We start from the raw sequence: 13434 nt of genomic DNA, 5'->3' as shown, positions 1-13434 counted from the left end.
CCACCACAGGGGACCAGCCTTCAGCACTTAGTCTCGCACAGCATTTCTGAGGAGTGAAGGCGCATTTTTGGCGACCGGCGCATGGGGTAAAGTCAAGCGAGTTTAGCGATCCGGCATCCTGTCACCGCAAAACATTTTCAGGACTTCCCCGACGATCCGTCTCTTGCCAGTGTCAGGTGATGCTACGCTGTAGACCGTAAACCCTAAGCCGTCCGCCATGTTGTCGTCTGGAACAAGGACGATTTGGACACCTTCGTCCACACCATCGGCTTCAGTCGCGAGCTGCGCGGCCTCCAACGATGGAAAAATCTCGGCAATCCGTTCGTCTCCGTGGAGCCCTTCCATGAGAAATTTTTGCTGCCCGTCTTCAAGACGACGGAGAGAAAACCCTTTCGGAGGTCCGAACTCTGAGCGGCACAAGGCGTCACCGACGCATCCGGTGTACGGTACGCAGTACCAGGGCGGTCCTCCCACTGGGACTATTGCAAACGCTGATGATGCGGAGCTAAGCAGAACCAGAAATCCCATTAGGCGGATGAGAAATGGCATAGCAACAAGCCTTCCAATGTGGGTTTCAAAAAAATTAAGTCCAATGTCCGAAATAGCGAACTGTTCGAGGGCATCAAAGCCACCGTTGATCTGTCTCAACCAGACATCAGCGGTTGAAACAAAGGTTGTTGACTCTTGAGGGTGTTCTCAGAAATTGTAAGGCATTGATCAGCCTTGGTTTCTTTTATGTCGTCCGCGAACTTCGACCATCTTCAACCTCTCAGCCCCGAGCTTCACCGGCTCGGAGTCCTTGCTGAGCGGTTTTTCGCAGAGGATGCGAACACGTCCCTCATCAAGAGCAGGCAGTTCGCGGAGTACATGGTCAAGGAAGTTGCGGCTCTCAGCGGTCACTACGATCCCGCGTCGAAGGACGGCACCAACGAGATCTTGAGGCGCCTTGCTGCAAGCCAGGTGATCCCCCGGGAGGTCGCTGACGTCTTCCACGCGGTACGCCGAAAGGGCAATGAAGCCGTCCACGAGATCGGAGGCAGTGCAGGGGAGGCCCTTGCGGCACTGAAGTTCTGCCGCTCTCTTGGTGTCTGGTACAGGCGGACATATGGCAAGGACCCGTCCTTTAAAGCTGGGCCTTTCGTTCCTCCACGCAGCCCGAAGCATGTGGAGGCCGAAGCATCGGTTGAGCTTGAAGCCCTCAGGCAGAAGGTTCGGGAGGCCGAAGCCACGGCGGTGGCGGCGCAGGCATCGGCCGAGGAATTCCAAAAGGCCCGGGAGGCAGCGGAAGAGCTGGCTCGACAGGCGTCTGAGGAGAGCACCATCTGGGAGCAATCTGCCGTTCAGCTGGAAGAGGACACGGTCGCTCTCAAAGAACAGCTTGCAGCCCTCCAGAAGCAAGCTGAGGAAGCACCTGAACAGGACAAGGTCCTCATCCAGAAGTTGGCCTTCGAGGCCGCTGGCAAGCTCGATCTGGACGAGAAGGACACCCGTCGCATCATCGACGTACAGCTCGCCGACATGGGCTGGGAGGCGGACACTGCCACTCTGCGCTACTCCAAGGGGGCCAGACCTGAAGCCGGACGAAACCTTGCCATCGCGGAATGGCCCACCGAGACGGGACCGGTCGACTATGCGCTCTTCGTGGGGCTCACCTGTGTCGGTGTTGTCGAGGCGAAGCGGGAATCCGTCGATGTCCCCGGCGTGCTGACACAGACCGAACGCTACGCCAAAGGCATCTTGCTCGAACTGGAAAACCTCGTAGAAGGCGGTCCTTGGAAGCATGGACTCAGTGATGCGTTCCGCGTGCCGTTCATATTTGCGACCAACGGGCGTCCCTTCATTCGCCAGTTCAAGGTGAAGTCCGGGATCTGGTATCTGGACACCCGGCGCCAAAGCAATCAGCCGCATCCGCTGCGCCAGTGGTTCTCGCCCTCGGACCTCATCGACAAGCTGGAGACGGATGTCGATGCAGCGGCTCAGGGGTTGGCTGAGGAGAAGCTCGGCAAGGGCAAGCTCAGGCCCTATCAAGAAGACGCCATCGAGGCTGTCGAGAAGGCCATTGAAGACGGAGCGCGGGATGCCCTGGTGTCGATGGCGACGGGAACCGGCAAGACGCGAACGGCCATCGCGCTGATGTATCGTCTGCTCAAGCACAAGAGGTTCCGCCGCATCCTGTTCCTGGTCGACAGGAAGGCGCTTGGCAGGCAGACAACAGACGCCTTGGAGACCACCGAACTCGACGGTATGTTGAACTTCGCGCAGATATACAAGGTGGCCGGGCTCGACAAGAAGGTGCCCGAAAAGGACGATCAGGTGCAGGTGGCGACCGTTCAGTCCCTGATTGCCCGCATCCTGAACGAGCCTGACGTTGCCCAGCGCCCGACACCGGGAACGTTTGACTGCATCATCGTGGATGAGGCCCACAGGGGCTATACGCTCGATGCCGAGCTCCGCGAGAGTGATCTTGGCTTCCGAAACCTGGAGGACTACCAGTCCGCCTACAGGCAGGTGCTTGACTACTTCGATGCCGTGAAGATCGCCCTGACCGCGACACCTGCGCTGCACACGCGGGAAATCTTCGGGCACCCGGTGTTCCACTATGGGTACCGGCAGGCCGTCGTCGAGGGGTTCCTGAACGATCACCTGCCGCCGAAGCGGATCACCACGGCGCTGGCCGAGGCCGGCATCCACTACAGCGGGGGCGAGGAGGTTGAGATCATCGACAGCAAGACCGGCGTCGTCGATCTCTTCGAACTGCCGGACGATGTCGAACTGGACTACGACCTCGCGACCTTCAACAAGCGGGTCTACTCCGAAGCCTTCAATGAAACGGTCTGCCGCGCCATAGCCGCAGAGATACCGCCCGACAAGCCGGGCAAGACGCTGATCTTCGCGGCAAGGGACAGCCATGCGGACGATGTGGTCAGGCTGCTGGTGGAGGCTCTTCAGGACGAATACGGCAAGGACGCCGTGCCCTATGGCATGGTCCAGAAGATCACGGGATCGGTCGACAAGTACCAGGACCTGATCCTGAAGTTCAAGAACGACAGCTATCCCAAATACGTCGTCACCGTCGACCTCCTGACCACCGGTGTCGACATCCCCTCGATCTGCAATCTTGTCTTCATGCGCAGGGTCAGAAGCCGCATCCTCTACGACCAGATGATCGGTCGTGCGACCCGTCTCTGCCCGGAAATAGGCAAGGAGCATTTCCGGATCTTTGACGCGGTCGATCTCTATGCCGAGCTTCAGAAGATGTCCGACATGCGCCCCGTGGTGGTGAAGCCGGATGTCTCCCTCGGCCAGCTGGTTGCCGATCTCAGCAATGCCACCAACGACGAGGACAAGGACTGGGTCGCCGGACAGGTGATCGTGCGCATGCGCAGCCTCACAGGTCGCATGGATGAAGAGACTCGAGAAAGCTTCGATCACCACACAGGGCAATCCCCCGAAGAAGCCGTGCAGACACTGTCGACAAAGACAGGCGTCCAGCTTCAGGAATGGCTCAAGGACCACCCAAAGGCTGTCGACTTGATGCAACGCCGTCCCGTGGGTGGTGGTGGCGACAATATCGTGATCTCGCACCATGAGGATGAGCTGCTGCGGATAGAAGAGATCTTTGGCGAAGGGACAAAGCCGGAGGACTATATCGAAGGCTTCGAGCGCTACATCAAAGACAACATGAACAAGGTGCCGGCTCTGATCGCGGTCACGCAGCGGCCCCGGGACCTGACCCGGAAGGAACTCTCCGAGCTGGCTGCGGCTCTGGACGAAGAGAACTACTCGGAGTCCATGCTTCGCGCAGCTTACGGCAAGGCACGCAACGCCGACATTGCAGCTCATATCATCGGCTTTGTCCGGCAGGCTGCCTTGGGTGACCCTCTGGTGCCCTATGAGAAGCGGGTGGAAGAGGCCATCACCAGGATCGAAGGTTCCCGTGAGTGGAAACGCAAGCAGAAGGACTGGCTGCGCCGGATCGGCAGGGCGCTGAAGGACAAGCCGGTGGCGGACCCGTCATTGCTCGATCAGGGGTCCTTTGCCGACAAGGGGGGCTACGACAAGATCGCCGAGGAGTTTGATGGAGACCTCGAGTCCGTTCTGCAGGATCTCAACGCCGCGATCTGGGAAACACCCGCTGCCTGACACGCGGACAAGGAATCACGATAGAAGGCGCTGAGAACGCCCCAGGGAAGGAACGAGTCCGCTCATGAACGCCAATGCCATCGTCCAGAAACTCTGGCGCCTCTGTGCGGTTCTCCGCAAGGATGGGATCACATATCAGCAATATGTTACCGAGCTGACCTACCTGCTGTTCCTGAAGATGATGGCGGAACGCAAGCGGGAACAGGGAACGATCCCTGAAGGCTACCGCTGGGGGGGCTCTGGTGAAGGCCGAGCCGCTGCAGAGACTGAGGGTCTACCGGGAAGCCCTCACCAGGCTGGGCGACCCGGAAGGCGGCCATCCGCGCATGGTGCAATCGATCTTCGACAATGCCTCGACCTTCATTCGCGAACCGCAGAACCTATCAACGCTAGTGACCGCCATTGACGAGCTTCACTGGTTCTCCGAGGAGCGGGACCAGTTCGGTGATCTCTACGAGGGCCTCCTTCAGAAGAACGCTGAGGAAACCAAGCGTGGTGCCGGGCAGTATTTCACGCCGCGTGTCCTGATCGACGTTCTGGTGAAGCTGATGCAGCCGAAGCCGGGCGAGGTGATCCAGGACCCGGCAGCGGGAACGGGCGGTTTCCTGATCGCGGCTGACAAGGCGATGCGCAAGGAGACGGACGACTACTTCACTCTCGGCGAGCAGGAACAAGCCTTCCAGAAGCATCAGGCGTTCCACGGCATGGAGAACGTTCCGGGCACCTTGAGGCTGCTTTTGATGAACCTCTACCTGCATGACCTCGACAGCGACCATGTCGATCTGGGCGACACCCTGTCGGACAAGGGCAAGACCCTCGGCAAGGCGGACCTGATCCTGACTAATCCTCCCTTTGGCCCGGCTGGCGGGGCTCCGACACGGGACGACCTGACGGTGACAGCCTCGGTCTCCTCCTATCAGCTGCCCTTCGTGGAACACTGCATCCGATCCCTGAAGCCGGGCGGCCGGGCGGCCATCGTCGTGCCGGACAATGTCCTGTTCGAGGATGGGCGCGGCAAGGCTCTTCGCCAGATGCTGATGAACTGGTGCGACCTTCACACCATCCTACGCCTTCCCACCGGCATTTTCTATGCGCAGGGGGTGAAGACCAACGTCATCTTCCTGACGAGGGGGCGGACCGAGACGGGCAACACGGACGAGGTCTGGGTCTATGACCTTCGCGCCCAGATGCCCAAATTCGGCAAGACCAACCAGCTGACCGAAGACCACTTCAGGGACTTCGAGACGGCCTTCGGTACGGATGCCACCGGCAAGGAGCGGGGTGAAGATCAGGGAGTGGATGGCCGCTGGCGCTGCTTCACCCGCGAGGAGATCGAAACCCGGGGAGACAATCTGGACATCTCCTGGCTGCGGGAGGCCGAGGAAGAAGCGGAAGAGGGATTGACCGAGCCGGAAGACATCGCTGCGGCCATTCTGGGGCACCTTCAGGCGGCGATGACGGAGATCGAGGCACTGAGTGCGGAGCTGGAAGAGACGGCGCCTGCAGAGGCTCCGGAGGCGGTGGAATGAGTGAGTTGCCGAAGGGGTGGGTTGGTTCTTGTATTGGCGATATTGCCGACATCAAGCTTGGCAAGATGTTGGACAAGAACAAAAACAAAGGTGAACCGAAGCCTTACCTTAGAAACGTCAATGTCCGCTGGGAGAGTTTCAACCTTAGCGATATTCTCGAGATGCGCTTTACTGAACAGGAACTCGATACGTTTGATATTCGTGATGGCGACCTGATGGTTTGCGAGGGTGGTGAGCCCGGGCGTTGTGCTGTTTGGAGGAATGGGCACACCGCCTTGAAGTTTCAAAAGGCGCTGATGCGTGCGCGATTCCACTCAAAGGTGACATCCTCGCTTGCATGCAAGTATCTGAGGTTTCTGGCAGATAGTGGCAAGTTGCAACGCCATTTCACCGGGACAACAATCAAGCACTTACCGCAGACGGCATTCTCCAAAGTTGAGATCTCTCTGCCTCCCTTGGAGGAGCAGAAACGCATTGTCGCCAAGCTGGACGCCTTGAGCGCCAGATCCGCCCACGCCCGCAAGGACCTCGCCCACATCGACACCCTCGTCACCCGCTACAAACAGGCGCTGCTCGCCAAGGCATTTTCCGGGGAGCTGACGAAGGATTGGCGGCAAAGCAGAACAAACGAAACTGGCGCAATTGGAGATATTGAAACCGTCTTTCGTGAATTGCGTAGGTCCGCCTGGGAAACGATTCAGCGTGAAAAGGCGATCTCAAAAGGAAAAAAACTTAAGGGCACTGCGTGGAAAGCAAAATACACTGAACCTAGTCCAATTAGCCAACCTGATCAGGAACTACCAAAAGGGTGGAAGTTCCTTTCTATTGATCATCTTTCCGAGTTCGTGACCGATGGCGAGCATCAAACACCGCTGCGGACAGACGATGGCGTTCCCCTGTTGTCAGCTCGCAACGTTCAAAATGGACATCTTGACCTCAGTAAAATCGATTACGTTCCGGAGCAAGAGTACAACAGGATATCCAGAAGGCTCGTTGTCGAAGTAGGAGATGTACTGCTTTCGTGTTCAGGTAGTGTAGGTAGAACTTGCGTTATGCCAGCTGACTACATTTGCGCTTTTGTTCGAAGCGTGGCGATAATTAGACCCTTGAAAGAAAATGGCCATTGGATTTCGCTTTGCCTTCGTTCAGATGAGCTACAAGAACAAATAAGGCAACGTCAAAAGCAAACCGGCCAACCGAATATATTTCAGGGTGCAATAAGAGAACTTGTGATCCCGGTAGCTCCTTTCAAAGAACAAAAAGAAATCGTCCGCTGCATCGAGAGCGCCTTCCGCAAGATCGACCGGCTGGCCGCCGAAGCCAAGCGGGCTCTAGCGCTAACGGACAAGCTCGACGAAGCCATTCTCGCAAAGGCCTTCCGGGGCGAGCTTGTGCCGCAGAACCCCAATGATGAACCCGCCAGCATGCTTCTGGAGCGCATCAAGGCGGAGCGGGCAGTCGCACCGAAGGCGAAGAAAGGGCGGAGGTCTGGAAGTTGACCAGCAATGCCACGGACCATCTATGCCACTTGTTCAAGGAACGGTCTTCCTGGATCTGGAAACGCTTGGGACAGGCGAGATCCCGTCGGTTCATGTTCTCGGAAACAACGATCACTGAATTGCTTTTGCTCGAACTAGCAGAAAAAGCGCCAGGCATCGTTACGGTGGTTCCCTTCAAACCCGCGGAGGAACGCAAGAACGGCGCTGATTGGCAGTGGTGTTTTGCTAATCAGTCCATGAGTTTGTTCGCGGAGGCCCGTATTCAAGCCAAACGACTCTACCAGAACGGAAAGTATGGGAGCCTGCTCCACAAGTATGATTCTGGTTCGCCTCGCTTCCAAATGAACCGGCTTATCGACGAAGCATCAAAAGCCCGGGTGCCGCCCCTTTATGTTTTTTACAATCATCTCCAGCAGAGCGATGCTGAGCTGGTTTCCAACGGACGCGATCCCATTAATCTCTGGGGGTGCAGCTTTGCTACAGCGGACGACGTGAAAGACTGTATCTACCGGACCCCAAGAGGCTATTCAGGCACACAGTTTAGGCAGGTTGGTTTGATCTCTCGACCATGGCACGAACTGGTTTGCCCAGGGTCTGGTGAAAGCACTGATCAACCTGTGTCGCTTCCGGAGCGCATCGCTGCAATCATTCGGGGAGAACTTGTCCCAGCAGACGTCGAGGCACGGCCTTATTTGAAAGCGCGAGTGGCTGCACTACCAGACTTGGAACACGTGTTGGAGATAGTTGAAGAAGTTGGTCATCCAGCTGAAAGCGACGGTATCGAATACGACGAACCTGACCTGTTAGATGAAGAGACTGAGCCATTCAATTTAGAGGAGTACCAGCCCTTGGATGCTGCCCCAATCTACGTTGATACGCTCTCAAGAGAACAGCCTAGAGACACGTTGACCGGTTTTGTTGATTTGCCACGTGAGCAAAAAACTAAGCTGCGTGATGAGCTTGGAGACATCCCTGGCGTCGTGATCATCCAAGAGCCTAAGTCGGAACAGAGATGACAATCCCTGACTACCAATCCCTGATGCTTCCAGTCCTCCGCTACGCCGCTGAGAGCGAACAGCGGGTGCCGGATCTGGCGGACAGGATCGCCGGTGATCTCGGGCTGTCAGAGGACGAGCAGGAGGAGCTGCTCCCCAGCGGTCGTCAGCGGGTGCTACACAACAGGGTCCACTGGGCGAAGTTCTATATGAGCAAGGCCGGTCTGATCAATAGCCCCGCGCGTGGCCACTTCGTTGCCTCCGAGGCTGGCAGGCGTTTTCTCGCAAGCAGTCCGGAGCGTCTGGACACCCGGACACTGATGCAGATCCCTAAGTTTGTCGAGTTCTATGAGAGTAGCAAGTCAGGAAATGGCGGTGGCAGTCAGGACGTTGCAGACCAAGGAGAAGCGGAGGGCAGTGCCGCCACGCCGGAGGAGCAGATCGAACAGGCGTATTGGTCGCTCAATGCGGCCCTCAGGGCAGACCTTCTGGATCGCATCAGGGAGAACTCACCGGTCTTTTTTGAGAAGCTGATCGTCGACCTTCTGGTCGCCAGGGGCTACGGCGGCTCTCACAAGAATGCAGCCGAGCAGCTTGGACGGTCCGGCGATGGCGGTATTGACGGTGTTATCAATGAGGATCGGCTCGGGCTCGACAGGATCTATGTCCAGGCCAAGCGGTACGGCGAGGACAACTCCATCGGCCGCCCAGAGGTGTAGGGCTTTGTGGGCTCTCTGGTGGGGCTGGGAGCGACCAAAGGTGTGTTCGTGTGACCACCTCAGGCTTCTCAAGGGGAGCCGTTGAGTATGCTCGCAATCTGCCCCAGAGAGTCATCCTGATCGACGGCAATAGGCTCGCCGACTTGATGATCGAACACGGTGTTGGCACCCGCTCACAGCAGCCCCCCCAGATCCAGCGGCTGGACGAGGACTTCTTCACCGAAGACGGGTGAGGGGTCGGAATGTTTTTGGTGCAAATTCCTGAGGGGGCAATAGAAGAACAAACAAATGACCATCCCCCCTCCCACTACATGCAGTGACACAATATGAGTGAGCAAATACTAAAGGGAGCTACTTATGAACATTCAGCGATTGTTGGGGCAGGTGTATACGCAGTTGCCGCCCGTTGTTTCTAGCTTTGAGATGGATCGCGTAGTTCAACTTCGGTACGCAAACGCACGTGGCACAATGTTTTGGGTAGACAACGGTCTCGTGGGACGTTGGGCTACCGCCAAACACGCTGTCGAAAACATGCAGAATGGCGACCAAATTGCGTTCTTAGGAAAGAATGGAGAAGAACTCCGCGAAGTCTCGCATGTCTGGTTTTCAACTGAATACGACCTTGCATTATTTAGTATTGATGGCCTTGATCTAGGATTAGGCGAAACGCTCATAGCGAGAGGGGTAATATCCGCGCCAATAATATTTCTCGGGTTTCCTCATGGATTGCACAATAGAGCACTTCGTGAGCACCCTAATCCCCTGGTAAAGGGCGGGCTACTCGCTGGCTTCGTTGAAGATTCGAATGGCGTGAAAATCTTAGCTCTTGACGGAATGAATAACCCTGGTTTCTCCGGTGGGCCGGTCTTTGCTAATTTTGGGCGTTATTCGCAGCCAACATCAGTGGAAGGAAACAGAAAGACCTTCAGATCACCTGATGAATTACGACCAGGGATTATTGGTATGATTAACTCCTATCGCTACGAGCTAGAACAGCACGGAGCCGTATACAGCCGTTCGAGTGGAGTGGAGCAGCCCACCAACTATTTTGTGAAAATGAACTCGGGTATTGCTCATGGCACCCCTATAGATGCCATCATCAAACAGCTTGATCGTCTCTAGCCATAGGAGGTTCATGGTATCTCGTGACCTCACAAACTATAGCTTCTGAGACAATCTCTTGACGTGTCTCTTTTCATGTCTCATAAGCTCATTCTCGTTTCATCTAAGGAGTTTTGAGAATGGCTTTGGTGGGATATGCTCGTGGGTCCACCCTCGGACAGTCCTTGGACGTCCAGAAGGAGAAGCTTGAAGCAGCTGGTGTCGACAAGCTGTTCGAGGAGAAGAAGTCTGGTGTCGATGCAAACCGCCCAGCGCTGAAGCAATGCCTTGAGTACCTGCGTGAAGGGGACACCATGGTGATCTCCCGGATCGACCGTCTTGCCCGCAGCGCCGAGGACCTCCTCAGGATTGTGCGAGAGCTTGAAGGCAAAGGGGTGACCCTCAGGGTTCTGGATCAGTCCATCGACACAAGGGACGCTGCAGGGAAGGCCTTTCTGGGCATGCTGGCCGTCTTCGCAGAGTTCGAGACCAACATCCGCAAGGAGAGACAGATGGACGGTATCGCCAAGGCGAAGGCCAAGGGAACCAAGTTCGGTCGCAAGCCTGCTCTCACTCCTGACGTGGTCGCCTCCATCAGGACGATGCGTGAGGAGGAGGAGTTCACCATTCCTCAGATCATGTCCAGGACGGGGTTATCGAAGGCGACGGTCTATAGGGCGCTTGCCGCCCAGGAATGACCCTCAAGCTTCCTGAGGAGTCCACGGAGAGGCGTTTGGGCTGTGTAAGCCGGTGCCCTAGCGGAGAGGCTCCTGAATACCCACAGTGACTCTTAATTTGGATTTCTGCACCCGTGGCGGAGAAGTGGCCTTGGTGGAATGAAAGCCAAACGGCCGCAAAGTGGGGTGAGCAGGTTGCCGACGGAAGGACGAACAGCTGGGGATGACCCATACACGTCTAAAACGCCTGACAAATTGATTCGGTATAAGGCATTGAAAGTATTGAGTATTTAAAAACCCCCATATAAGCAGGAGCTCCTACCCCCCCCGCTTTGAGATATAGCTTTGAGGTAAGCTTTAAGTAGGGCTTCGAGCTTCATGGTCTGCGTGCCCTGACTGTTGGCTGTGCGCTTGCTTGGAGGGTAGGGGTGTTGATGATGATAGTCATCACCCCTTGTCTGAAAGAGTGCAAAAACGTGAGCAGCCCGGCGCTGGGCTAAATGATGCTCGACCGGGGGAAGGCTGTGTCTCATGCATGGCGGCATGGCTTGAAGCTGACCAGCGTTCAGGCACAATCAGAAAACCAGTTGCCAACGGTTGGTCTACACAAAGCTGGCAACTGTTGTTTTTTCACTGATTAGAATGTGGAAGTTCAGTGACTGATAAATGCATGGTCTGGTGATCGGTAAGCACCCCGAGAGGGAGCCTTCTTAGCAGAAAGGGTCGTCGGCAGTGGTGCAGCGTTGATTTGGCCTTACACGTCTTCAATTCGCTGGTCGAGATACCGAGGCAGCTTGGAGACTTCTCGGAATAGGGTCTCTTCCTCGTTGTCACCGTAGTAATCGCCCATACTGGTTGCGACGTGGCCTGTAATCCTGTTCTGATATTTCATCTCAATCCCGGCAGCATCTGCGACGGTCTTAAAGCGGTGACGCCAAGCGTGGTTTGGCTTGATGCGCATGTCATCTATGCCGACACTTTCTCGAACCCATTTTGCGAGATTGTCCCGCGTGACACCCCAAGGTTCGCGCCTTTTGGTCTTATTTGAATAGAAGAGTGATCCTTCAGGCTTGGCTTTCACCGCTTCCACAAAGCCCTGTGTAACCAAATGAGGGTGAAGGGGAACAGTGCGGACTTCTTTGTCTTTGACCGTTCCAGCGTCAGGGGTGATCCGGATACAGGGCAGACCGTTCTTCTCGTAGACGTCTTGCTTCCTGAGTTGCGCCAGTTCACCCATCCGCGCACCTGTATATGCGCCAAGCCATGGAAGCCACCTTCTAGCGAAGCGTGTGTGAGCAGTCATGTGCGTGGGGTCCGTTTCGGCTGCTAGTGCCGCTTTGAGGATCTTCTCCGCTTCCTCTTTGGTAAACCCCTTTGGGCGCAACCGCACGACCTTCTGCAAGGGAGCTTGCACACCGTCCACTGGGTTGGTTTCAATCAACAGATTGTCTACTCCGACCCTAAACACCGAATTGAGCGCCGCCCTGTTGGTTTTTTTGAAGGTGTTGAGTGAGACCTTGCCGCTGTCCAGGAGCTCCTCTCGCCAATTGACCACATCACGACGTGTCACATTTTCCGCATTGTCGTGGCCGAGAAAGGCGATGAACTGATCGATAACGGGTTCCCAGCGCAACACAGAAGACAGGGCGCCCCCTTTAGACTTGTGCCGCTTTTTCCAAAGATCGAACAAGTGGCCGATGGAGACATAGGCTTTAGGCTGATCCTCCTGTGAGACCGGAGATGTCCAGGCTGGGTATCTGGCTGCATTTGCGTCGGGGGAATAATCTCCCTCGGCATTGCGTCCGAGCTTGTCTGCGGATAGGTCGCCTGCGTCTTTGAAGGCCCTGAGAAGCCTGAAGCGGCTTTCTGGGTCAACCTCTAGGCCTTCCTGATCAAGGAATAAATCGAGGAACGGCCCGAACCGCTTTTCCAGGGCTTCGGCAGTGGCTTTGATTTTCGCCTCGTTGCCGATCAACAGTCGGCCGTATGGACCACCGCTGGACGCAACAGCATTGGCCGCCTTCACTTGCTGCCATTTCTCAGCGCTTCCGGGCTCGTCCTCCAAGCTCTCGGTGAACATGCGATAGAAACGCCCGGCAAGTGCGGTGATCTGCTTATTGTTGAGCTTGATAGGTCCGTTGCGGAGGCTTTCCCAGATCACTTGCAGGTCCATATCGGCGATCCGAAAGCGCTCCTTGGCTTCAGCCCAGTCTTTGGTTTGAAGAGAGACCTTTACGGCGTCTCCTACAGTGACCTTGGCCTTCTTGGGACCGACAGTCAGCAGGACGGTCCGCCCTTTAGCTTTCTCGCGCAAGTCACTCGGGACTCGGGTTCGCAGGTAGTAGACGCCGGTTTTTTTGTGCTTGATAGGACGGGGCATAGGTAAGACCATGTGTACCAGTCGGCTGGCGAATACCCAATCAATACCAAAGAGTTATGTGAAATCAAGGCGTTAAGATGGTGCTGCCGGAGAGATTTGAACTCTCGACCTCTCCCTTACCAAGGGAGTGCTCTACCCCTGAGCTACGGCAGCATCTGACGTGTCCTTGAGGACAGGCGCGGCGTCGAGCTTTTTGCTTGAAAAGCTTGAGTTGCGAGACGCAAGTGCTGGGGCCGATCAGCGATGCCGACCGGAATGAAGGGGCTTTTGCCATAAGAGCATCTAGGACGCAAGCAGTGTTTTGGGATTTTTTCCGCCAACTTGTGCCCCATTCGGACAAAGCATGGGCGATTGACAGGATAGCAGCGGAAAGCCTCGGCTTTTGCGCCGG

Annotated in this window: 9 protein-coding genes, 1 tRNA gene and 1 pseudogene; 8 read left to right on the top strand and 3 right to left on the bottom strand. The window is 56.2% G+C overall.

What is annotated here, in order from left to right; genetic code table 11:
- Nucleotides 1-102: 102 nt before the first annotated feature.
- Nucleotides 103-648: a hypothetical protein gene (locus FMN63_RS14750; RefSeq protein ID WP_148584701.1), complete on the bottom strand. Its 546-nt coding sequence runs from the start codon at nucleotides 646-648 to the stop codon at nucleotides 103-105.
- 87 nt (nucleotides 649-735) lie between these two features.
- Here FMN63_RS14750 and hsdR point away from each other — a divergent pair, with 87 nt between their 5' ends.
- From hsdR to FMN63_RS14715, 8 genes and pseudogenes are all read left to right on the top strand, one after another.
- Nucleotides 736-4143, top strand: a complete 3408-nt coding sequence (hsdR, locus tag FMN63_RS14745; RefSeq protein WP_148584700.1) for a type I restriction-modification system endonuclease — start codon at nucleotides 736-738, stop codon at nucleotides 4141-4143.
- 64 nt (nucleotides 4144-4207) lie between these two features.
- Nucleotides 4208-5672, top strand: a pseudogene (locus FMN63_RS14740) (class I SAM-dependent DNA methyltransferase).
- Nucleotides 5669-7171, top strand: a complete 1503-nt coding sequence (locus tag FMN63_RS14735) for a restriction endonuclease subunit S (RefSeq protein WP_148584699.1) — start codon at nucleotides 5669-5671, stop codon at nucleotides 7169-7171. Before FMN63_RS14740 ends, FMN63_RS14735 begins: the two are co-directional and overlap by 4 nt.
- Nucleotides 7168-8187 carry a DUF6615 family protein gene (locus FMN63_RS14730; protein WP_148584698.1) on the top strand — a complete coding sequence of 340 codons (1020 nt, stop codon included), beginning with the start codon at nucleotides 7168-7170 and terminating at the stop codon, nucleotides 8185-8187. The genes FMN63_RS14735 and FMN63_RS14730 overlap by 4 nt, the downstream gene beginning before the upstream one ends.
- Nucleotides 8184-8885, top strand: a complete 702-nt coding sequence (locus FMN63_RS14725) for a restriction endonuclease (RefSeq protein ID WP_286192644.1) — start codon at nucleotides 8184-8186, stop codon at nucleotides 8883-8885. The genes FMN63_RS14730 and FMN63_RS14725 overlap by 4 nt, the downstream gene beginning before the upstream one ends.
- A 50-nt stretch (nucleotides 8886-8935) precedes the next feature.
- The gene (locus tag FMN63_RS29855) at nucleotides 8936-9118 is read left to right on the top strand and encodes a restriction endonuclease (protein WP_286192643.1); all 183 of its coding nucleotides are present in this window, start codon (nucleotides 8936-8938) and stop codon (nucleotides 9116-9118) included.
- A gap of 124 nt (nucleotides 9119-9242) precedes the next feature.
- Complete coding sequence (locus tag FMN63_RS14720) at nucleotides 9243-10007, top strand: S1 family peptidase (protein WP_148584697.1); 765 nt, start codon at nucleotides 9243-9245, stop codon at nucleotides 10005-10007.
- A 119-nt stretch (nucleotides 10008-10126) separates the two neighbouring features.
- The gene (locus tag FMN63_RS14715; RefSeq protein WP_148584696.1) at nucleotides 10127-10684 is read left to right on the top strand and encodes a recombinase family protein; all 558 of its coding nucleotides are present in this window, start codon (nucleotides 10127-10129) and stop codon (nucleotides 10682-10684) included.
- 733 nt (nucleotides 10685-11417) lie between these two features.
- On the opposite strand, the gene FMN63_RS14710 is transcribed toward FMN63_RS14715, so the two are convergent.
- Together FMN63_RS14710 and FMN63_RS14705 are read right to left on the bottom strand one after the other, a co-directional pair.
- Nucleotides 11418-13043, bottom strand: coding sequence for a DUF6538 domain-containing protein (locus tag FMN63_RS14710; protein WP_353619222.1), 1626 nt, complete (start codon nucleotides 13041-13043; stop codon nucleotides 11418-11420).
- A 78-nt stretch (nucleotides 13044-13121) separates the two neighbouring features.
- Nucleotides 13122-13196, bottom strand: a tRNA-Thr gene (locus FMN63_RS14705).
- Between the last annotated feature and the right edge of the window lie 238 nt (nucleotides 13197-13434).

The sequence above is a fragment of the Stappia sp. BW2 genome (assembly GCF_008107695.1).
Taxonomy (GTDB): domain Bacteria; phylum Pseudomonadota; class Alphaproteobacteria; order Rhizobiales; family Stappiaceae; genus Roseibium.
Note: the sequence above shows the minus strand (reverse complement) of the source record. Positions and strands in the feature narration are given on the sequence as shown.

Bases quoted from the DNA above. Each gene is read 5' to 3' on its own strand.
- hsdR (WP_148584700.1), top strand. From the start codon at position 736: ATGTCGTCCGCGAACTTCGACCATCTTCAACCTCTCAGCCCCGAGCTT.
- FMN63_RS14735 (WP_148584699.1), top strand. From the start codon at position 5,669: ATGAGTGAGTTGCCGAAGGGGTGGGTTGGTTCTTGTATTGGCGATATT.
- FMN63_RS14725 (WP_286192644.1), top strand. From the start codon at position 8,184: ATGACAATCCCTGACTACCAATCCCTGATGCTTCCAGTCCTCCGCTAC.
- FMN63_RS14720 (WP_148584697.1), top strand. From the start codon at position 9,243: ATGAACATTCAGCGATTGTTGGGGCAGGTGTATACGCAGTTGCCGCCC.
- FMN63_RS14715 (WP_148584696.1), top strand. From the start codon at position 10,127: ATGGCTTTGGTGGGATATGCTCGTGGGTCCACCCTCGGACAGTCCTTG.
- FMN63_RS14710 (WP_353619222.1), bottom strand. From the start codon at position 13,043: ATGCCCCGTCCTATCAAGCACAAAAAAACCGGCGTCTACTACCTGCGA.